The 20,268-nt window shown below is 40.7% G+C and carries 20 protein-coding genes; 7 read left to right on the top strand and 13 right to left on the bottom strand.

The window, feature by feature from the left end:
- Positions 1 to 7: 7 nt before the first annotated feature.
- The 4 genes from ntrC to glnA form a co-directional block, all read right to left on the bottom strand.
- A complete protein-coding gene (gene ntrC, locus B5G52_RS11390) occupies positions 8 to 1,393 on the bottom strand; it encodes a nitrogen regulation protein NR(I) (RefSeq protein WP_087532768.1) in 1,386 nt (461 codons plus the stop codon).
- A gap of 16 nt (positions 1,394 to 1,409) precedes the next feature.
- A complete protein-coding gene (gene glnL / locus B5G52_RS11385; protein ID WP_087532767.1) occupies positions 1,410 to 2,480 on the bottom strand; it encodes a nitrogen regulation protein NR(II) in 1,071 nt (356 codons plus the stop codon).
- A gap of 87 nt (positions 2,481 to 2,567) precedes the next feature.
- Positions 2,568 to 3,080 carry a DUF4124 domain-containing protein gene (locus tag B5G52_RS11380; protein WP_087532766.1) on the bottom strand — a complete coding sequence of 171 codons (513 nt, stop codon included), beginning with the start codon at positions 3,078 to 3,080 and terminating at the stop codon, positions 2,568 to 2,570.
- A 135-nt stretch (positions 3,081 to 3,215) separates the two neighbouring features.
- Positions 3,216 to 4,622 (bottom strand): glutamate--ammonia ligase, encoded by a 1,407-nt coding sequence (gene glnA, locus B5G52_RS11375; RefSeq protein ID WP_087532765.1) that lies wholly within the window; start codon positions 4,620 to 4,622, stop codon positions 3,216 to 3,218.
- Positions 4,623 to 5,127: 505 nt separating this feature from the next.
- On the opposite strand from glnA, the gene typA reads away from it, so the two are divergent.
- A complete protein-coding gene (gene typA, locus B5G52_RS11370) occupies positions 5,128 to 6,951 on the top strand; it encodes a translational GTPase TypA (protein WP_087532764.1) in 1,824 nt (607 codons plus the stop codon).
- A 185-nt stretch (positions 6,952 to 7,136) separates the two neighbouring features.
- Positions 7,137 to 7,454, top strand: coding sequence for a hypothetical protein (locus B5G52_RS11365; protein WP_087532763.1), 318 nt, complete (start codon positions 7,137 to 7,139; stop codon positions 7,452 to 7,454).
- 182 nt (positions 7,455 to 7,636) lie between these two features.
- On the opposite strand, the gene B5G52_RS11360 is transcribed toward B5G52_RS11365, so the two are convergent.
- The gene (locus B5G52_RS11360; RefSeq protein ID WP_087532762.1) at positions 7,637 to 8,365 is read right to left on the bottom strand and encodes a CBM9 family sugar-binding protein; all 729 of its coding nucleotides are present in this window, start codon (positions 8,363 to 8,365) and stop codon (positions 7,637 to 7,639) included.
- Positions 8,366 to 8,556: 191 nt separating this feature from the next.
- Here B5G52_RS11360 and B5G52_RS11355 point away from each other — a divergent pair, with 191 nt between their 5' ends.
- Positions 8,557 to 8,832, top strand: coding sequence for a hypothetical protein (locus tag B5G52_RS11355; RefSeq protein WP_087532796.1), 276 nt, complete (start codon positions 8,557 to 8,559; stop codon positions 8,830 to 8,832).
- Here the strand turns inward: B5G52_RS11355 and B5G52_RS11350 are convergent.
- Entirely contained in the window at positions 8,827 to 9,918 is a 1,092-nt protein-coding gene (locus tag B5G52_RS11350; RefSeq protein WP_087532761.1) for an MBL fold metallo-hydrolase, read from the bottom strand. The genes B5G52_RS11355 and B5G52_RS11350 overlap by 6 nt on opposite strands.
- A gap of 173 nt (positions 9,919 to 10,091) precedes the next feature.
- Entirely contained in the window at positions 10,092 to 10,748 is a 657-nt protein-coding gene (locus B5G52_RS11345; protein WP_087532760.1) for a DUF2959 domain-containing protein, read from the bottom strand.
- A gap of 88 nt (positions 10,749 to 10,836) precedes the next feature.
- On the opposite strand from B5G52_RS11345, the gene B5G52_RS11340 reads away from it, so the two are divergent.
- Genes B5G52_RS11340 through dtd form a run of 3 tightly spaced genes read left to right on the top strand, consistent with a single transcriptional unit; the run spans position 10,837 to position 13,146 of the window.
- The gene (locus B5G52_RS11340; RefSeq protein WP_087532759.1) at positions 10,837 to 11,733 is read left to right on the top strand and encodes a virulence factor BrkB family protein; all 897 of its coding nucleotides are present in this window, start codon (positions 10,837 to 10,839) and stop codon (positions 11,731 to 11,733) included.
- Between the two features lie 34 nt (positions 11,734 to 11,767).
- Positions 11,768 to 12,721, top strand: coding sequence for an alpha/beta fold hydrolase (locus tag B5G52_RS11335; RefSeq protein ID WP_087532758.1), 954 nt, complete (start codon positions 11,768 to 11,770; stop codon positions 12,719 to 12,721).
- Positions 12,709 to 13,146, top strand: coding sequence for a D-aminoacyl-tRNA deacylase (gene dtd / locus B5G52_RS11330; protein ID WP_087532757.1), 438 nt, complete (start codon positions 12,709 to 12,711; stop codon positions 13,144 to 13,146). The genes B5G52_RS11335 and dtd overlap by 13 nt, the downstream gene beginning before the upstream one ends.
- 1 nt (position 13,147) lies before the next feature.
- On the opposite strand, the gene B5G52_RS11325 is transcribed toward dtd, so the two are convergent.
- Positions 13,148 to 13,837, bottom strand: a complete 690-nt coding sequence (locus B5G52_RS11325) for a spermidine synthase (protein ID WP_087532756.1) — start codon at positions 13,835 to 13,837, stop codon at positions 13,148 to 13,150.
- Positions 13,838 to 14,032: 195 nt separating this feature from the next.
- Between B5G52_RS11325 and B5G52_RS11320 the strand changes: the two genes are divergently transcribed.
- Entirely contained in the window at positions 14,033 to 14,926 is an 894-nt protein-coding gene (locus tag B5G52_RS11320; RefSeq protein ID WP_087532755.1) for a bifunctional GNAT family N-acetyltransferase/hotdog fold thioesterase, read from the top strand.
- Between the two features lie 63 nt (positions 14,927 to 14,989).
- On the opposite strand, the gene B5G52_RS11315 is transcribed toward B5G52_RS11320, so the two are convergent.
- The 5 genes from B5G52_RS11315 to dapA form a co-directional block, all read right to left on the bottom strand.
- The gene (locus tag B5G52_RS11315) at positions 14,990 to 16,030 is read right to left on the bottom strand and encodes a phospholipase A (protein WP_087532754.1); all 1,041 of its coding nucleotides are present in this window, start codon (positions 16,028 to 16,030) and stop codon (positions 14,990 to 14,992) included.
- Positions 16,031 to 16,262: 232 nt separating this feature from the next.
- Positions 16,263 to 17,384 carry a succinylglutamate desuccinylase/aspartoacylase family protein gene (locus B5G52_RS11310; RefSeq protein ID WP_087532753.1) on the bottom strand — a complete coding sequence of 374 codons (1,122 nt, stop codon included), beginning with the start codon at positions 17,382 to 17,384 and terminating at the stop codon, positions 16,263 to 16,265.
- 5 nt (positions 17,385 to 17,389) lie between these two features.
- Entirely contained in the window at positions 17,390 to 18,595 is a 1,206-nt protein-coding gene (locus B5G52_RS11305; RefSeq protein WP_087532752.1) for a PLP-dependent decarboxylase, read from the bottom strand.
- Positions 18,595 to 19,335 (bottom strand): 2,3,4,5-tetrahydropyridine-2,6-dicarboxylate N-succinyltransferase, encoded by a 741-nt coding sequence (locus B5G52_RS11300; protein ID WP_087532751.1) that lies wholly within the window; start codon positions 19,333 to 19,335, stop codon positions 18,595 to 18,597. Before B5G52_RS11300 ends, B5G52_RS11305 begins: the two co-directional genes overlap by 1 nt.
- A gap of 15 nt (positions 19,336 to 19,350) precedes the next feature.
- On the bottom strand, positions 19,351 to 20,235 hold the full coding sequence (gene dapA / locus B5G52_RS11295; protein WP_087532750.1) for a 4-hydroxy-tetrahydrodipicolinate synthase: 885 nt from the start codon (positions 20,233 to 20,235) through the stop codon (positions 19,351 to 19,353).
- Positions 20,236 to 20,268: the final 33 nt, after the last annotated feature.

The following is a 20,268-nucleotide window of genomic DNA, read 5'->3' as shown; positions in this document are numbered from 1 at the left end:
ATCTTGTTTAACTAATATTGCGCTCTTTTAATTTACGGGTCAATGTATTGCGCCCCCAGCCAATCTTAACTGCCGCTTCTTGCTTGTGTCCAGCACAGTTAGCTAAAGCCGTTTTAATTAAGCGGGTTTCTAGTTGTGCCTGTACGTTTGGCCAAATGTTCTGTTTACCTTGTTTCAGCTCTTGATTTAACCATTGTTGGAACGAATCTAACCAGTCACCCTCTTGTTGAGAAACTTCGGCTTCGAGAATTTCGGGTGGTAAATCTTGCTCACTTATAAGCTCACCCGGAGCCATTACAGTTAACCAGCGGCAGGTGTTTTCTAATTGACGCACATTGCCTGGCCAGCCGAATAGGCGTAGCTGTTCAGTTGCTTTAGGACTCAGTATTTTGCTTTCTACTTGTAAATCTTTAGCGCTTTTGTGTAAAAAGTGCTGTGCTAACCGTTCAATATCTTCGGTACGTTCACGTAAAGCAGGGAGTCGAAGGCGAACAACATTCAAACGATGAAATAAATCATCCCTAAATTTACCTTGTTTAACTAGGTCTTCAAGGTTTTGGTGTGTTGCGGCTATGATACGTACATCAACCTTAATGCTTTGATGGCCACCCACACGATAAAATTCACCATCCGCTAATACGCGTAATAAGCGAGTTTGTACATCTAATGGCATATCGCCTATTTCATCTAAAAATAGAGTACCGCCGTTAGCCTGCTCGAAGCGACCTTTGCGAACACTATCTGCCCCAGTGAAAGCGCCTTTTTCATGTCCGAACAACTCAGACTCAACTAGTTCTTTAGGTATGGCGGCCATGTTAAGCGCGATAAATTGATTTTCTTTACGCGGGCTGTGATTATGTAAGGCACTTGCGACAAGCTCTTTACCTGTGCCTGACTCTCCATTAATCAATACACTCATACTCGAAGCTGATAACTTACCAATAGCACGAAACACCTCTTGCATTGCGGGGGCTTCACCAATGATATGTGCACTTTTAGGCGGAGCAGCCTTGCGTTTAGTCTTCTTCGCAGAATTTGCACGACAGGCACTTTCAACTAAAGCAACGGCTTCATTTAAGTCAAACGGTTTGGCCAGATATTCGAACGCCCCTTTTTGAAAGGCATTAACCGCAGAGTCTAAATCTGAATGAGCGGTCATTATAATCACAGGTAAGCCAGGGTTTTGCTCTGCGATTAACTCTAGTAATGCCATACCATCCATGCCAGGCATACGTACGTCAGAGACAAGTACCGTTGGTTGGCTAAATTTTAGTGCGCTCAATACATCTTGTGCATTGGCAAAACTTTCTGTATTAAACCCGGCACGAGAAAGCGCTTTTTCTAATACGAAGCGAATAGATGCATCGTCATCAACAAGCCAAACTGTTTTCATGGGCACTCCACATTAATTAATCCACAAAAGGCAGATATATATTAAATTCTGTATGACCAGGCCAGCTATCGCATTCGATATAGCCATTGTGTTGATCTATCAACGTTTGCGCTATTGAGAGCCCTAAACCTGAGCCACCTTCTTTATTGGTGATCATTGGATAAAATAAGGTTTCTTTAATATTGCTATCAATACCTGGTCCGTTATCTGATATTTGGATCAGCAAAGCTTTCTTAGGTGCTTTACCTGGGCGGCGCTGTTGATGGCTAATACGTGTTTTGAGCTTAATTACCCCGCCATCGACTAGTGCTTGTTGTGCATTACGAATAATATTTAATACGACTTGCTGAATTTTACCTTGGTCTATAAATACGTCAGGTATACTTGGGTCGTAATCTTTTTCTAGGCTAATATTGGCATTGCTGTCGAGCATACTAAGCTTTACAACAGATTCTAATGTTTGGTGAATATTACCGTGTGACTTCTGTGGTAATTGATTCGGGCCAAGAAGCCTATCCACAAGCTCTCTTAAACGGTCTGCTTGCTCAATAATTAGCTCTGCACATTGATCGCGCTCTTGCTGATCAACCTCATACTGCAATAATTGCGCCGCTCCGCGAATTCCGCCAAGGGGATTTTTAATTTCGTGTGCAAGCCCACGAATGAGGTTTCGTGCAGCTTGATATTGATGCATTTGATTGGATGCTTGATCATGGCGAATTTCATCGTCTGTTTGTCGACACTCAAATAAAATATAATACTCATCATCGAGTTTTACCCGCCTTGCACTAATAGCGAGTTTTGCATGGCGAGAATCGACGAAAACCACGTCAGCTCTATGTTGATGGCAATCTACACCGTCCATTAAAGCGTATTTAGCAATGCGTTCTAAGTCTACGGAATGGTAGTTAAACAGGTTATCAAAAGGCTGATTAAGAATGCGTTTGGGGCCGAGCCCTAATAGTTCACTTGCACTGTCATTGACATAAACTAAAGTGAAATTTTTATCGAGTAAAATAACCGCAGTTGTTAGATTTTTCCAAATACTGGTTAATAGTTCAGGGCTGAATTTTTTATTATTGGACATTGTTGCACCATTTTAGTGCGTTGATGATAGCTAGCAGCTTAGCACATATATTTATAATCAGAGCGTCATTATAAAAAATAGCGTAGGCTATAATGATGACTGCCGATGCATAAAGAATACACTCTTGGGGCTAGCCGATAGTACATTGCCTTTTGGGTCAAATAATTTAACTTGTAAGGAATGTTCGCCGCGGTCAACGTTACGAAGTGCAAAGGTGCTAGTGTTGCTTGGCTCTGCGTAGGCTACGCCATCAACGAATAATTGAATTGTAAAGCCATTCTCAAAGCGTGGTGAAATTCGGCTGGTCACATACACTGAGCCGGTATTTTCTCTAACAGTTTCTTCATGGGCTGGAGATGCGACGACAATTTTAAAGCTTTTGGCGGCGGCAGGTTTGGCTTCATTTAAGATACTGGTGTCAGTGGTAGGCATAGCAAGAATTTGACTTGTTAGTTTAACTTCCTGCGCACCCACTTTAGGTGTGTCAGAAAAAACAACAGCGCCATTTTTATCCTTCCAAGTATAAATTTTTTTATCACCTGAATAACCATAAAAGCTGAATAAAATTATCGTTAGCAATACCAAAATCTTTGTTTTCACTCTTGAACCCTGTGTTTTTTGCACTAATTAAACTTTAGTGGAGAATGAAACATTTTGCCATAAAAAAAGCCCGTAAAACGGGCCTTGAGAACACACATATATTATCTATAACTAGACAATTTTAGCTACAACGTATTAAACGCTGTAGTACATTTCAAACTCAACAGGGTGAGTTGTCATGTTAAGCTTTTCAACTTCTTGAGACTTAAGCGAGATATAAGCATCGATTAGGTCGTCAGTGAATACACCACCTTGAGTTAAGAACTCACGGTCAGCACTTAGTGCTGCTAGTGCTTCGTCTAGTGACGCTGCAACTGTTGGAATTTCAGCTGCTTCTTCTGCTGGTAAATCGTATAAATCTTTATCCATTGCATCGCCAGGGTGGATCTTGTTTTTGATACCGTCAAGACCAGCCATAAGCATTGATGCAAATGCAAGATAAGGGTTAGCAGTTGGATCTGGGAAGCGTACTTCAATACGACGACCTTTTTCAGATGGTACTACTGGAATACGGATAGAAGCAGAGCGGTTACGTGCTGAGTAGGCTAGCATTACTGGCGCTTCAAAGCCTGGAACTAAACGCTTGTACGAGTTAGTTGATGCATTAGCAAATGCATTGATTGCTTTAGCATGTTTGATGATACCACCGATGTAGTAAAGTGCATCTTCAGAAAGACCGCCGTACTTGTCGCCTGCGAATAAGTTAACACCGTCTTTAGCTAAAGACTGGTGACAGTGCATACCAGAACCATTATCACCAACGATTGGCTTCGGCATAAACGTCGCTGTTTTTCCATATAAGTGAGCCATGTTATGGATAACATATTTCATTTCTTGGATCTCATCTGCCTTTATTACCATAGTATTAAAGCGAGTAGCGATTTCGTTTTGACCTGCTGTTGCAACTTCGTGGTGATGTGCTTCTACAACTTGACCTAGTTCTTCAAGAACTAAACACGTTGCTGAACGCCAATCTTGTGAAGAATCAACTGGTGAACATGGGAAATAGCCACCTTTAACACCTGGACGGTGACCTGTATTACCGCCTTCGTATTCTTTATCTGAGTTCCATGACGCTTCTTCTGCATCAATTTTATACATTGAACCAGACATATCTGATTTGTATTTCACGTCATCAAATAGGAAGAACTCTGGCTCTGGACCAAATAATACAGTGTCAGCGATACCAGTAGAGCGCATGTATTCTTCAGCGCGCTTAGCAACAGAGCGTGGGTCACGCTCATAACCTTGTAGTGTAGAAGGCTCTACCACGTCACAACGTACGATTAGTGTTGCTTCTTCTGTGAAAGGGTCTAGTTTTACTGATTCAGGAACTGGCATTAATACCATGTCTGATTCGTTAATGCCTTTCCAGCCCGCGATTGAAGAACCGTCGAACATCTTACCGTCTTCAAAAAAGTCTTCATCAACTTGGTGATGAGGAATAGAAACATGTTGCTCTTTACCTTTTGTATCAGTAAAGCGTAAATCAATGAACTTAACGTCATTTTCTTTAATAAAATCTAAAACCGATTGTGACATGTGTCCTCCAACTGTTGGGTTTTATTATTGCTGCATAATTGCTTTTGTTCTCTAGCAAGCTGATTCTGTGCCATGTTTGTAACTAGCTGTTTGCACTGTTAAAAAATATAAGCAAAGTAAATAAATATACATTAAAGCACCATTTTGGTGCGAAGTATTTTCATATTGGTGCAATCTTTACAGGTTTCATTTAGCTGATATTTTAAACGCTCAAATCAGCATAACCCAATTGCAAAATAGTGCCAAAAATATCCTCAAAATAGCTCAAAAATTGATTTTTAGGAAATAAATGAAATTTAATTCATTTATTTGTCATATATAAAACAGATACTTAGTAAAAGTATTGAGAAAGTTTTCAAATTTATATTGGATAAACTTTCATCCATGTCATTAATGAGGGATAATATGCGCCCTTTTAAATCCTATGCTGGGACATCTGGTGAAAACGCAGATGAGTGCGTAGATCTTGCAGGATCAATGAGAATAAACTTCTCTGAGTAAATATATGAGCATCGAACAGTTAAGAAATATAGCGATTATCGCGCACGTTGACCACGGTAAAACCACTTTGGTTGACAAACTACTTGAGCAATCAGGTACATTAGAAACACGCGGCGGTAACGAAGAGCGCGTGATGGACTCAAACGACATTGAGAAAGAACGTGGTATTACCATTTTAGCTAAAAACACAGCTATTTCTTGGAAAGACTACCATATCAATATCGTAGATACCCCGGGACACGCCGATTTCGGTGGTGAAGTTGAACGCGTACTTTCGATGGCTGACTCAGTATTACTACTTGTTGATGCTCAAGAAGGTCCAATGCCGCAAACGCGTTTCGTAACGCAAAAAGCATTCGCGCAAGGCTTAAAACCAATCGTTGTTATCAATAAAATTGATAAACCAGGCGCACGTCCAGATTGGGTTATGGATCAAATCTTTGATTTATTCGATAACCTTGGCGCAACTGACGAACAGTTAGACTTTAAAGTAATCTATGCATCAGCTATCAACGGCTGGGCAACATTAGATTTAGACGAGCCATCAGACAACATGGAACCTATGTTCAAGATGATCGTTGACGAAGTATCACCACCGGATGCAGATCCTGAAGGTGACTTCCAAATGCAGATCTCACAGCTTGATTACAACTCTTATAAAGGTGTAATCGGTATAGGCCGTATCAAACGTGGTTCTGTTGCGCCTAACCAGCAAGTAACAATTATTGGTGCTGACGGTACTACTCGTAACGGTAAAATTGGTTCAGTTCAAAGCTACCTAGGTCTTGAGCGTATTGACACAGATAAAGCTTACGCTGGTAACATCGTAACCGTTACTGGTCTTGGCGAACTTAAGATTTCAGATACTGTTTGTTGTCCTAACAATGTTGAAGCGTTACCACCACTAAGTGTTGATGAGCCAACAGTAACAATGACGTTCTCTGTAAATAACTCTCCGTTCTGTGGTAAAGAAGGTAAGTTTGTTACATCACGTAATATACGTGAGCGTTTAGACAAAGAATTAGTACACAACGTTGCACTTCGTGTTGCAGATACTGATAACCCAGATAGCTTCCGTGTATCGGGTCGTGGTGAATTACACCTAGGTATCTTAATCGAGAACATGCGTCGTGAAGGTTACGAGCTTGCTGTATCTCGTCCAGAAGTAATCTTACGCACTGTTGATGGCGTGTTAGAAGAACCATATGAAACACTAACTATTGACTGTGAAGAAGAGCACCAAGGTTCTATCATGGAGCAAATTGGTCTTCGTAAAGGTGAACTTACTGATATGGCACCAGATGGTAAAGGCCGTATGCGTATGGACTTTATGATCCCAAGCCGTGGCTTAATCGGTTTCCAAACTGAGTTCATGACATTAACTTCAGGTTCTGGCTTACTTTATCATACGTTCGATCACTACGGTCCACATAAAGGTGGCGAGCTAGGTGTGCGTAAGAACGGCGTAATGATTGCAAATGCAACAGGTAAAGCACTGACTAACGCATTATTTAACTTACAAGAGCGCGGCCGTTTATTTATCGGTCACGGTGTTGAAGTATATGAAGGTATGGTTATCGGTATTCACAGCCGCGATAACGACCTTACAGTTAATGCGCTTAAAGGTAAGCAACTTACTAACGTTCGTGCATCTGGTACTGATGAAGCACAAACCCTTACACCAGCACTTAACTATTCACTTGAGCAAGCGCTTGAGTTTATTGCTGATGATGAGCTAGTAGAAGTAACACCTGAGAACATTCGTATTCGTAAACGTCATTTAACTGAAAATGAGCGTAAACGTGCGGGTCGTGCTCCTAAATCATAATCTATTAATTTAGAACAATGATTTTAAAAGCCGCTGTATTGAAAGATACAGCGGCTTTTTAGTGGATATTAGTGAGCAAGAGAAGGGCAGTCAGCTCGATACTGCTAAACCCCTTTAAACGTTGAACCTGAAAAAGGTATTGAGTTATTATCGAAGTTATATTTGAGAAAAGTGCGTGAGCTATTGTGAATACCGAAAATGAAGTTATGGCAAAACTAGAGATAGAGCATCTTGCTGAGCTACAAAAGTATAAAGATGAATTTGAAAAACTAGGCAAAAATGATTGGGGCTTGAAAGATCTCATATCAATTCTTTTACCATTTGTTTTGTTGTCAATCGCTAATAGCTTCTATGATATTGAAACTGAATTATTTCAAATTATATGTTTTATTTTTGTGGTTTCTGCCATGGTGCAGGGCATGATTAGGGAGGGAACTAAGAAAACAAATCGCAGGATTGATTTGCTTGTTAAAATTATTAAGCACGAGCAAAAGAGCGGCTAAAATCCGCTTTTTATCAGGGTGCAGCGTTTCTTTATCTAAGCATAAACGTGTGTGAGAATTATATAATTGATAATGTAAAGCCCCTGCTTTTGTTGGAAGGGTGTTTTTTCGTTGGGCTTCGCTGCGCTCAACCCAACCTTGTTTAACTCGCTAACTTTACTCTAGCTTACTCGCCAACTTTTTCACTTCCTTGATAGCAAAGTAATTTTGCCAAATACATCTGCGTCTATAAATCCACGGTTTCTATCGCCGTTTACAGGTTGGACTTCGTGTGAGCCCATAAAGTGTTCGCGTACTTTGCTGCCATCGTTATCACAGTAGGCGAGCATAAACCCGATAACTTGTTTTGCCGTTAATTTAAGCGGTGTATTTTTAGCGCCTTCTTGGTAATCATTCGGGTAGAGTTTTATCGCCACTTCCCAAGTAATGTTATAAGGTGCTACGGTATTTCGTTTCCAGTTACTTACTAAGTGCTCTGTGTATAAATGGGGCTTTTTATCAGACCCAAAATCGGCAGCTTGGTTATCAAGGCCTATATGGTAGGCAAATGCAGTATGGTTAAATTGATGGTTACCACCTGATGCATCACTGTCAATAAATATTTCTAGTGCGTCGTCATCCCAGTATTTTTCCGTTGGATCTGGGTGCGTATCAATCAGTACATCATCAGTAATATCGGCCTGTAAATAAAGGGTGTTTTCATCCCAAAGTAATTTGTAGCGGCCTTTAAAGTCTTTATCTGAATTAGGCAAGGATCCATCCATAAGGTATGGCATAGGCTGCCATGTTGTTTTGTCCCATGCGCTTTCAGCAACACCATCAATAACTATAGGTGTTGTTGTATGCTCTACATCGATAGCCAAGGCGGCATTGCTCATTAAAATGCTTAAGGTTAGTGCGTGTATTTTCATGTAACTCTCAAATATTCATTTTTATTAATACTGTCTGAAACATTATTTGAAAACAATAGGTAGAGAGGTACAGATGCTAAATAACAGGTGCAGCAACGTTTAGGTGGGAAAACAAATTTTTACATTCTTGAGTGTTAAAAACAGGTAAAGTAACTGCGTTGTTTACATTAATACATATTCAAGGAGTTATTTTGGCTAAAGCATTACTTTTAGTTATGGCTGTGTCGTTATCAGGTTGCACTTCTTCACAAGTGATGGAATCAGGTTGTGATTTTGTTGTTGGTAACGCGCAAAGTCAGCAACGGCAAGTGCAAAATAGTTCACTCGATAGTTCTGACACAAACCAAGAAATGAACGTAATTAACGGTGTCTTGCAAATGTTACTTGGGCCAATAAGTCGCTCGCTGGGTGATGATGAATGTAAGGCGCAGGAGCAATTGCATGAGTACCCAAGTGCCGCTTTATAAAGCGACACTTTCTCCTTCATTTAAGATATACAGAGGAATGGTTGACTCCATTTCATCGTACATATGCAATAAGCGAAGTAATGCCGAATGACTACTGTGGTCGCCCATTTTCCAACTTGAATTACCATAACCCCATGGGATCATCACTTTGCAGTTGAGATCTTGCGCAGCTGTAAGCGCATCTTCTGGTGTGGTATGAACATATCTATACCAATCACCATCTTCTTCATGATAATACGAGGCAATTGGCATTAAACAAATATCAATTTCGCCATATTTCTGCCCAATATCGCTAAAATGCTGCGAGTAGCCGGTATCTCCGGCAAAAAATAGTGTCTTACCATTTTGCTCAAGCAGCCAGCCATTCCATAAGTCTTTATCGTGATCTTCATAAATAAAAGGCACTAAAACACGGCTACTAAAGTGATGAGCAGGCAGTGCATGAATGGTTAAATCATCAATAGTGGTTTTGGCATACCAAGCCATTTCGCTTATATAAAAGGCACCTGTTGGAAAATTATCAGCCATTCCCAGTGGGGTTAAGTAGCGAGGCTTATTACCTATTTCTTCAATATCTGCTTTATTGAAGTGGTCATAATGAATGTGTGAATACATCACTGCATCTAAGTTCTTTAGTTCGCTTTTTGTAAGCCAGTCACCAGGTTGACGATAAAACCCAGAGGCCAGTCTAAAGGCTAAATCAACGGGGGAGTCGAATTGCTCTTTGACTGGATCGAACACCACTTGTTGTCCGTTTGGCGTTTTAACCATAAATCCTGCGTGACCAAGCCAGCGAACAACGAAACCAGTATTTGATTGTGGTTTTATTTGTTCAGCAAGATACTGGCAATTTTCATTTTCTTCTTCACATTGTAAGTTGGTATTGCTGGGGTAGCAGTCACTTTCACAACTAACAGGGTAAGTCTTTTTGCCAGGGTAAAGGTTATGATAGCGACCAGCCCGTTCACCATCTTTATGAAGTGGTACAACTGTATCTGGGCCAGCAATGATCTGCACATGATTAGCGGCCGCGCACGCTGTTAAAAAGCCAGTTAGGGTGATTAGACTAAGGATGTTTAACTTCATTATTGTAACTTTTTAATTTTATTTTGATAAAAGTGTACCAAAAAGAAGTGCTTAATAAATATTTAAAAAGTAACAAAAAATAACAATAAAAAGCCTGCAAAATGCAGGCTTAATGTATGATTTTCTCGCCAACTCGCCAACTCGCCAACTCGCCAACTCGCCAACTCGCCAACTTATCCTGCTTTATTCATTTGCTCAATGAACTTATTAGAATCAGCGATAGACTTATTCATGTCATCCATCAACACTTTAATATCTCGCTTAAGGTTAGTAAATTCACCCTGTATTGCGGTTACAGCTTGGGCATTAAGATTATGTTTTAAGTATAAAACATTATCTCGTAGTGATGATAATACCGGCTCCATTTTACTTTCTGCGTTACGCATTGAACGTAGTAATTTGTCAAAATCACGTGTGGTTGACGTTAACTTTTTATTACTTTCACGCTTTAAAGAGGGATTAGAATACTGTTCCAGCTCATCTGCCCACTCTTCAAAAAGGGCTTCAGCAACGTCTTCAACTTTGTTTATATTAGTAGTTACGTCATTGGCAGCTGAAAGGCTTGACTCGTAATCACTATTAAGTTGGTCGTACGCCTCTTTTAGATCACCGCCATCAAAGTTAATGAGTGTAGATAAGCGATCTAAAGCCGATTGAAATTCTTCTTGAGACTCTTCTTGTGATTCTTTTGTTTCTTCAACACGGTCCACCAAAATATCGCGTTTATGAACGCCAACGGATTCCATGGCAGAATAGTAGGCCGATTGGCAGCCAGATAGCGCCATTGTGAGTGCGAGCAATGGTGCGCTTAGTGCAGTAATTTTTTTCATTGAGATCCCTTTTTCTTCCCGTTTAGTTTTTAAATTATGTGGTGGATTGCTATGATAATCAAAACAATTTTAGCAGAAAGTTAAAACCATGAATGAAAAGGTAGCATATTTTAAGCAACAGGCTGACTCATTTTTACGCCAACAACCAAGCTGGTGGATGCAATATTTTAATCGTTGTATTGATGATCAAATCACTGTTAACGCTGGTTATTTAGCTTATGTTACGTTACTTTCATTGGTGCCATTAATCGCCGTAGCGGTTGCTATTTTTTCCGCTTTTCCTGGTTTTGAAGAAACGCGAATTGCGATTGAAAACTTTTTATTTACCAACTTTGTGCCAACATCATCCGATGTAATTAAAGAGCATATTAGCTCATTTGCTGGTAATGCGAACCAAATGACTGCGGTGGGGGTTAGCTTTTTAGCAGCAATAGCGCTTTTATTGATGAAAAATGTTGATGCGACACTTAACCGTATTTGGCGGATTAAGAAGAAACGTCCTTTGATGATTTCTTTATCTGTATATTGGATGATTCTGACACTCGGTCCCGTTTTATTAGGGGCGAGTATCGGTATATCTTCGTATATTGTGTCTTTAGTTTCATTTGCAGATCAAGGCATTCCTGGTTTTAGTGGCTTTTTGATAAAACTTTTACCCTTTATAATTTCAATGGCCGGCTTTATTTTGCTCTATACTTTAGTTCCAAACACACGCGTTCCATTTAAGGCGGCAATCCCTGGAGCTATTTTTGCAGCTGTTTTGTTTGAGCTAACCAAAAAAGGGTTTGCTTTGTATATTAGTCACTTTCCATCTTATGAATTAATTTATGGAGCGGTGGCAACAATTCCCATTTTATTTGTTTGGGTGTACCTTTCTTGGACAGTGGTATTACTAGGTGCAGAGTTTACTGTATGTATAAGCCCTCATGTTGTTGAAGATATGCCAGATAATATCTTAGATAGTGAAGAGACTTTAAAACAGTAAATAGCAGCACCACTGATAGGCAGGAGTCAGTGTTATGCAGTTGTACCTAAGTATTGCCCCCTATAGTGACTTTCATCTAAGTGTGGGTGAAGGTCATCAGCTTCATGTACAAGAATACGGCGAGCCTTCTGGTTTGCCTGTTGTAATTTGCCATGGCGGGCCCGGGCTTGGTCTACACAGTGATAACTGCCGCTTTTTTGATCCTAATCGTTATCGTATTATTTTATATAGTCAACGCGGATGCGGTTTATCAACCCCTCATCAATTAACAAGCAATAATACTGATTATTTAATTGCTGACTTAGAGTACTTAAGGCAATCATTAGGACTTGAAAAATGGTCGCTATGTGGCGCATCATGGGGCGCGACTATTTGTTTACTCTACGCGATAAAACATCATAGAAACGTGGCTAGTTTATTATTACGAGGTACGTTTTTAGCAACAAACTCTGATCTGCAATGGATATATGGCGCTGACGGTGCGGGGGCACAATTTTACCCTGAGCTGTATGAGCAGTTTGCACAAAAGCAAGCTGACGTTAAAAGTATATTCGCGCTCTATCAACAGCAACTTAATGTTGATGATCAGATTAGAGCGAGCCATTATGCAAAGTTATGGTGTCAGTGGGAGTCTGTTTTATCGCAGAGCCGAGATTGTCCCGATTGGACGTTAAACTGTCCGCAACATGGTTTAAATATGGCGCGGCTGATGGTGCATTATTTTAGCGCTCAATGTTTTATAGAAGAGCAGTTTATATTGAACAATAGCCAGAAATTGGCACACATTCCTATTTGGTTTATTCACGGTAGACATGACTTAGTGTGCCGCTTTAGCGCGATACAAAAGTTTGCTAAGCAACTACATGCACAGTTATTAGTGCTGGATGAAATTGGGCATGGTGTTGATAGTCAGGTATATTTATCAGCAGTACGGCGAGCTGCCGATCATATGTATATCAAATTATCGAGGGATCAATGCAAGGGCTAATACAACGGGTTAAGCACGCTAAAGTCGAAGTTAATGGGCAAGTAATAGGGCAAATAGGGCAAGGTATTTTATTGTTACTCGGTGTTGAAAAGCAAGATGATACTGCAAGCGCGGAAAAACTATTACACAAGGTGAGTAATTACCGTATTTTTAGTGATGAAAACGACAAAATGAATTTGAGCTTGCGTGATATCAAAGGCGAGTTACTAGTCGTATCACAATTTACGCTTGCTGCCGATACCAAAAAAGGTATGCGCCCAAGTTTCTCATCAGCCGCGGCTCCCCAGCAAGCAAATGAATTATATGAGTACTTTGTGAGTCAAGCGAAAGAACAGGGATTAAAGGTGGCAACAGGCCAGTTTGCATCTGATATGCAAGTAAGTTTATGCAACGATGGGCCTGTAACCTTTAATTTAAACGTATAAACTATTTTTTGATCATGACAATATGATTGGTGTATCCCGATATTTTTTCGATACTGGGTATTTTACCAAAGGTTGTGATAAGTAAATGCTCCAATTGTTTAAGTTGGGACTCATGGGCAGATAAGAAGTTAATAAATAAATAGCCATCTGCTGACAGCGCGTTACGCACTTTTTGATAAAAAAGATGTTTATATAAAAAGCCCGGTGCATCGAGTTGACTGAATAGGTCAAGGATAATCCAATCATACTCTTGGCCTTGCTCTAATATTTCTTGTGCGTCAAAACAGCGTAAATTAGTAGCATGATCGCCGCCAAAAAAACGCTTATAGCAATGAATAATACTTGGGTTTTTCTCCACCGATATGAGTTGGCTGTCAGGATAAACATGTTGCAGATAGTTACGAATAGCCCCTGCGCCCAGACCAAGTTCTAGTACTGTTTTGGGCGCAGGTAAAGGCTGCCACAAACAAGCTAAATACTGTAAATGTGGAAATAATAGATGGCTCGGGCGGCTTTTTTCAACCACAGATTGTAACGTCTCATTGATCAGTAGCCAGCGAAATTGCTTGTGCTGGCGTACTTGAATGCTGTCAGAGCCATGTTTATGCCAATATATAAGCTGTCCGATGCGGTGGCAATCTTCAATAAAGCTATGCTTTACGGCGCCGGAGCCTGCAATTAAATTTTCCATATAAGTAGCTTAGACGAGTCAACATAAAGCGCCAGTCTGTTGTGCAAATTTTACAGTAAAAACAGAGGCTCACCAAAGTCGTATTCCAAGTTTTTAAAAGATAGCGTATGGTAGTTTGCAATTATAAAGAACCAAATTGTTTTATTTAACCACTGCGCATTAAAGTAACGTGGTATTTGTACGGCAGGAGAGAGTATGTTTCAGGTAACTACCCCGCAAAGTAGTGAAGATTGGCAAGCTTATTATCAATTACGTTGGCAAGTATTGCGCGCACCTTGGGATCAGCCCAGAGGTTCTGAGCAAGATGATTTAGAACAAGATGCTGAACACCGCTTTATTAAAAACAAGGTCGGCGAAGTCTTAGGCGTCGCGCGTTTACATTTTAATAACCAACAACAAGCGCAAGTACGCTATATGGCGGTTGCAGAAGGAAATCGTAATCAACACATTGGCAGCCGACTACTACACGAACTTGAAAAAATAGCATGGACACAAGATGCAGATGAACTTGTGTTATTTGCTCGTGAACGTGCATTAGAATTTTACCAGCGTCATGGCTATGAGCTAAAAGAAAAAGCACATTTAGCTTACGATGATGTGCAGCACTTTAAAATGATCAAGCAAAAGCCATCAGAACCAGGTTGGTTCCGCCACCCTAATTGGACCCAAGTGCTACAAAATATTTGGCGTGAATCAATTCCAATTAGTGATGCAATGGGTATAAAAGTTGAAAGTTATACTGATTGGCAATTTACCACTACTGCCGATTTAGATGCTAATTTGAATTTACATAACACCATGTTTGCGGGTTCTATTTATAGTTTAGCGACGTTAACAGGTTGGGGGGCGACTTACTTAGCGCTTAGAGAAGCGGGTTTTGAAGGCAATATTGTGCTTGCGGATGCAAACATAAAATACCTAAAACCACTTAATAACGACCCTCGCGGCAGTGTCGATTTAAGTGGTTGCAAAGGTAAATTGAGCGAGCTCGAAACAGAAGGTAAAGCGAGTTATCAAGTGCCTGTAGAAATCTATGATGGTGAAGCATTAGTCGCTGAGTTTGAAGGTACATTTGTTGTAAAAAAATAAGTTATAACTCAGACTAAAAAAGCCAAGCAGTGCTTGGCTTTTTGCTATATAAAATTATAAGTGTCAGAGCAGGTCGGTTAGTAATATACCTACACCAATACGTTCTATATCTGCATTATAATCAATTAAGCTTTCACCATATCCGTTAAAATACTGTGCGTAACCTCGTAATCGCCCCCACAATGGGAAAGACCAATCTAGCTGAATAGCACCACGGTTATCAGAGTTTAAGTTATTGCGCGTCATAAAACTAAACTCATGCTCTTCATAGCGATAAGCTCCACTAAATTCAAAATAGCCCATGTATTTATAAATGTCAGGGTTATCATCACCTTTGGCTTCCATTGGATCTTCTTTTTTATCTTCAGGAATGCGGTACCAAGGTTTAAAGCTAAATACAAAACCTTCATTCTCCCAAATAAAATCGGCATAAATACGATTCCATGAACGTGAGTTTGGTTGGCTGCGACCATTTGATTGGTGTACTAAACCAATTGCAATCGCCATCTCATCACCCCAAAGAACATTGTCAGGATCGAGGTAATTTACCCAAAAAATCTCTGGTTCGTAGTTGGTTTCACGAAAAGGAGAGGATATATCTTTATTATAAATTTGCCAAAAAGATTGTAATGTGAAACCAAAATAGACTGCTTGATCTTTATCGTCAAAATCATTGAAAATAGGAACTTTAATTGATAATTGGTATTTTGCTTCAAGGTTATCAAGTGGTTCACCATCACTTTCTTGAACTAGTTCGTTTAGACCATCAAATGGACGAACATTAGGATTTGACACATAAGATAAAGGCAATATGTAATTACGCTTGTGTGGAGTAATTACATTACGGTTTTTTTGGCTAACTTCTTCACGCGCTTTGCGCTTATCGAGTGCTGTAATTTGTTTGCTTTCATCAAGTGCAGAACACTTTTCGCGTAGCTGAGCTAGCGTTTGTTCACCATCGCCGGCAATGGCTTCATTCAAAATACATTGTTTAACTAATTCAATGTCGCTGTTTTGCTCATTTGCCTTTTCAGTGTCAGCTTGTTGTGCTAACACACTTGTTGATAACAAAGTCGTTAGTAAGATCCCGTTGCGCCAAGTCATTATTATTCCTTTGAGAAACGTATATGTTAAAAAAGTATACAGAGTTTTATAGCTTAGTAACTGTGAACTTTTACTTAACTAATAAGAGAATACTCCTAATGGTACGACAGATTTACTGGCTTTGATCATATTTATAGAGAAAAAGCGGCCTTAGCCGCTTATTCAATGCAATATTAGCACTTTGTGCTTATATTACTCTCACGCAATGAGAAGGAGTGAGCTCTAAAATAATTTAAAGCTCAAATACGTTAGTGAAGAATTTGTAGAGTTCAGTACCTTGATTCACACTTGCTGAGGCAAAGTGCAAAATTGCGATTGCATCGCAATCAAGTGTTAGAGTTTGTAATGGCTGCTCACTGAGGTAGCACTCCATTCGCAGTACTTTAGCAATCGGGTCACCAGCTTTAATATGGCCGCCCAGAGGGGCAATATATTCGACCATACCGCCCATAGGGGCATAGTAAGCAAAGTAGTCATCTAAGTTACAGCCGTAGCGTTTCATTTGTTTTGGTTGAAATGGGGCATCAACAAAAACGTGCTTATAGTTTAAGTAGCTTAAAATACTATTGGCGTCATCCAGTGCTGCGCTTAAATCGATTTTTTCTTGGCTACCCAGCTCAACAGTAAACGCTTCTACTTGCACGTTAAATTCACGGCCTTGCTTTGCTAACTGTTCAGTTAATTGCCACCAAGGGCAAAAGCTGGCTTCATCCATTGCGCCATCAAAATCATTTGGAATAAGCAGTACATGAGGAATATTAAAATAGCTAGCGCTTTGTTTGGCGTAGTCAGGGCAGTATAAATGCTGGCTAGAAATCGGGCCTGTGTGTAAGTCCAGCACAATATCAGCTTGGTGTGCGAGCTTTTGTAAATTAAGTGCAATACGTTTACCGGTAGTTAAGCGATAAGCAGGACCTGATAACTGTTGTTCAACGTTGTCTATAAGAGCCGCTTTGAAAGCAGCTTTTAATGTTTGATCATCGGCATCACTGTATTGCTCTGCAAACTTAGCCGCCAGTTCACTGTTACAATGATACATGCGGTTCCAGTTAATGCCAGTAATGGGATCAAAGCGGCCAAGGGTAAACTCCCCTGACTTTTGATTACAACCAATGGGATTGGCGTAGGGCACTAAAGTGATATCGCCTTTTAAGTTAAGTTGCTTTAATTGTTCGAGCAATTGATAAATGACCGCGTTGCCTTGTACTTCAGCGCCATGCATATTTGCTTGAACATACACGCTTGGCCCGGTGCCATCGCCTTTTAAACGGTACACAGGAATTGTTAGCGGTAAGCCATTTGCAACTTCACCTACGACGATGTTTTCTTGGCTGATTGGTGTTGTATTACTCATCTCAATTACCTTAAGTAGTGGCTGGCATCTTCTGCTTGACGAATACAGCTTAATTCACCATTTTGTAAAACATATTCAGCAGCTAATTCATGGCATAAAAAGTACGGCATACTTTCAGTAAAACCATAAGCACCGCATTGACTAAACGCGAGCCAGTCCTGCTCGTTTAAATCATTGGGTAATTGATGCTCACCTAAACAATCCAATGCTGTACACAATGGCCCATATAAACTCATCGCTTGGTTTTCAGCCGTTGAGTCACGGAGTAATTGCACAGGGAAATCTTGGCTCGTAACCGCTGGGCGCAATAAATGATTAATGCCACCACTAAGAATAACTTGTTGTTGTCCGTAGTTTAATTTGCACTCGACAACAGGAGTTGCATAATGACCACATTCGCCGACTGCATAACGGCCAAGTTCCATCCATAACTCTTCTACGCCAGCATCACGTTTGATTTTTGCAAGAGCTGTTATTAACGCATCCCATCTTAGGGTAGGTGCATCAAGTGTATAAGGAATACCTAAACCACCGCCTAAATCGAGCACTTTTAAAAGAATACCTAAATCACTAGCAAGTTGTTGCAGTGGCGCGACCATTTGTGACCAAAGCTGTGCGAGTTTATCGCTACTAAGCATATTGCCCCATTGAAAAATATGCAGGCCGTCAAAGTTCAGTGCAGAGTAATCACTCGTGTTAAGTGCTTGCCATTCATCGCAGCCTAAGCCAAATGGTGTAAGGCTGTCGCCCCCTAGTGGATTTTTTTCACCTTCAGGCCAACGTAATTGCACACGCAATAACACTTGTAGTTGGCACTGTTTTGCAATTGCTTGCTCATTGAGCCAACGCACTTGATTGAGACTTTCGGCGACAAAAATACGTACGCCTCGCTCAATAAAATGTTTAATTTGTTTTGGGCTTTTAGCAGGCCCGGTGTTGAGCACGCGCTCGCTGTTAATGCCTTGAGCAAGCACTTGCTCAAGTTCGCCTTTACTTGCCACATCAAAGTTAAAACCAGCACCATCTAAGCTTTGTATCACTTTAGATAGGGGGTTGGCTTTAACCGCATACCAAAGTTTCACTTCGGTTTGTGCCACTAAACGCTTAAGGTGTGCATTGAGTGAATCAAGGTCGTAGACAAAAAATGGGGTATCGAGCTTTGTTGATAACTCATCAATGGCGGTTTTAACTGGCGTGCTCAAAAAGGTCATTAACGTAAAACCTCTTCTAACAGTAATGACGCATCACTTTGTTCATCACGGTATTTTACAATTAACGCGCATGACATGCTTAGACCTTGCTCACGTGCCCACTCGTTAGAAGCCGGACGAGAGCCTGGAATTACAATGGCATATTCAGGAATTGGCTCACCTTTATCAAGTTGACGCTCGTTAACGCAGTCATACACAGGGATAGTGGCTGACAAACGTACGCCTGGTGCAAGTACAGCACCTTTTTTAACTACAACCCCTTCAACGATTACGCAGCCAGCGCCGATGAATGCATCGTCTTCTACCACAACAGGGCTTGCACCAATAGGCTCAAGTACGCCACCTAATTGCACAGCAGCACTTAAATGCACGTTTTTACCAACTTGTGCACACGAACCAACTAAAGCGTGGCTATCAACCATAGTCCCTTCGTCAATAAAAGCACCAATGTTTACGTACGCTGGTGGCATGATAATCGTGCCTTGAGCTACGTGAGCACCACGGCGAACACTTGAGCCACCTGGTACCATACGAACGCCGTTTTCGGCAGTAAACTCTTGCGGTGCCAAGTTATGCTTATCAACAAAACCACCTGAAAACTCGGTGTTAGTGCCGTTTTTGAACGCTTCTAAAATACCTTGTTTTACTTCAACGTTTGCATGCCATTGGCCATTGTCGTCTTGTGTTGCAGCGCGAACAGCGCCTGATTCTAAATTATTTAATAGTTCTAACCAGCTCATTATAAAAACCTGTGTTTAATGCCAAGATAAAATGGTGTTATTTGCATTGTTAATGCAATCTGTTTGGGTTAACTCTAAGTGAGTTAATGGTGGACGCAAATGCGGGCTGTTTAGTCTCCCTTGTAGATGCATCAAAACTTTTACGGGAATAGGGTTCGCTACGGCAAACAAGCTTTGGATTGCTTGTGACCAATCGGCAAATAAATTTGGGTGCTGACCGCTGAGGCTGCGTTTAACAAACTCATGGGTTTGTTCTGGCCATGCATTAGCTGCTACAGAAACTAAACCTTTTGCTCCTGCTTGAGCAAAATAAGGCATAAGGGCATCATCGCCACTGAATATTGCTAACTCTGGCGAGGCTTTTCTAAAACCTTCAAATTTAGCAATATCGCCGCTTGCTTCTTTAAGTGCCCATAAATTTTTATGATTTTTTAAATTGCTAACAACGGCTGGTGGAATATCTACCGCACTGCGCCCAGGGACGTTATAAAGCATGCAGGGGTGATTGCTTGCGTTGAGCAGACTTTCGAACCAGTGAGTTTGACCCACAATGCCCGGTTTAGCATACAGTGGTGAGCCCAGTAAATAACCGTGAATAGGCAGTTGATTACAGTACTCTACCCACGCAATTTGTTGTGCTAGGTTCATACCGCCAACGGCAACCATTAATGGCACACTAGGTTTTAACTGACATACATGTTCAACAATGGCTTGTTGCTCTTTCAAGCTAAGTGCTAGGCCTTCGCCCGTACTACCGAGTAGTAAAATGCCATTATTAGCAGCTTGTTGTTGTGCAACAAGTTGTTCAAGTACCACATAATCTACTTCGCCGTCATCAGTAAAAGGCGTGATGAGAGCGGTCCATAACGGGTAGTCGTTTAAATTAAAGTTGTTTTTCATCTGCAACGAACTTATCAGGTGTTCGGTGAGTAA

Origin of the sequence: Pseudoalteromonas sp. A601 (genome assembly GCF_002165575.1) — a bacterium.
Lineage (GTDB): Bacteria > Pseudomonadota > Gammaproteobacteria > Enterobacterales > Alteromonadaceae > Pseudoalteromonas.
Note: the sequence above shows the minus strand (reverse complement) of the source record. Positions and strands in the feature narration are given on the sequence as shown.

Coding starts and splice junctions, on each gene's coding strand:
- B5G52_RS11320 (WP_087532755.1), top strand. CDS start 14,033: ATGTTTCAGGTAACTACCCCGCAAAGTAGTGAAGATTGGCAAGCTTAT.
- B5G52_RS11310 (WP_087532753.1), bottom strand. CDS start 17,384: ATGAGTAATACAACACCAATCAGCCAAGAAAACATCGTCGTAGGTGAA.
- B5G52_RS11305 (WP_087532752.1), bottom strand. CDS start 18,595: ATGACCTTTTTGAGCACGCCAGTTAAAACCGCCATTGATGAGTTATCA.
- B5G52_RS11350 (WP_087532761.1), bottom strand. CDS start 9,918: ATGAAGTTAAACATCCTTAGTCTAATCACCCTAACTGGCTTTTTAACA.
- glnL (WP_087532767.1), bottom strand. CDS start 2,480: ATGTCCAATAATAAAAAATTCAGCCCTGAACTATTAACCAGTATTTGG.
- glnA (WP_087532765.1), bottom strand. CDS start 4,622: ATGTCACAATCGGTTTTAGATTTTATTAAAGAAAATGACGTTAAGTTC.
- dtd (WP_087532757.1), top strand. CDS start 12,709: ATGCAAGGGCTAATACAACGGGTTAAGCACGCTAAAGTCGAAGTTAAT.
- B5G52_RS11340 (WP_087532759.1), top strand. CDS start 10,837: ATGAATGAAAAGGTAGCATATTTTAAGCAACAGGCTGACTCATTTTTA.
- B5G52_RS11345 (WP_087532760.1), bottom strand. CDS start 10,748: ATGAAAAAAATTACTGCACTAAGCGCACCATTGCTCGCACTCACAATG.
- B5G52_RS11300 (WP_087532751.1), bottom strand. CDS start 19,335: ATGAGCTGGTTAGAACTATTAAATAATTTAGAATCAGGCGCTGTTCGC.
- B5G52_RS11360 (WP_087532762.1), bottom strand. CDS start 8,365: ATGAAAATACACGCACTAACCTTAAGCATTTTAATGAGCAATGCCGCC.
- ntrC (WP_087532768.1), bottom strand. CDS start 1,393: ATGAAAACAGTTTGGCTTGTTGATGACGATGCATCTATTCGCTTCGTA.
- typA (WP_087532764.1), top strand. CDS start 5,128: ATGAGCATCGAACAGTTAAGAAATATAGCGATTATCGCGCACGTTGAC.
- B5G52_RS11325 (WP_087532756.1), bottom strand. CDS start 13,837: ATGGAAAATTTAATTGCAGGCTCCGGCGCCGTAAAGCATAGCTTTATT.
- B5G52_RS11315 (WP_087532754.1), bottom strand. CDS start 16,030: ATGACTTGGCGCAACGGGATCTTACTAACGACTTTGTTATCAACAAGT.
- B5G52_RS11335 (WP_087532758.1), top strand. CDS start 11,768: ATGCAGTTGTACCTAAGTATTGCCCCCTATAGTGACTTTCATCTAAGT.
- dapA (WP_087532750.1), bottom strand. CDS start 20,235: ATGAAAAACAACTTTAATTTAAACGACTACCCGTTATGGACCGCTCTC.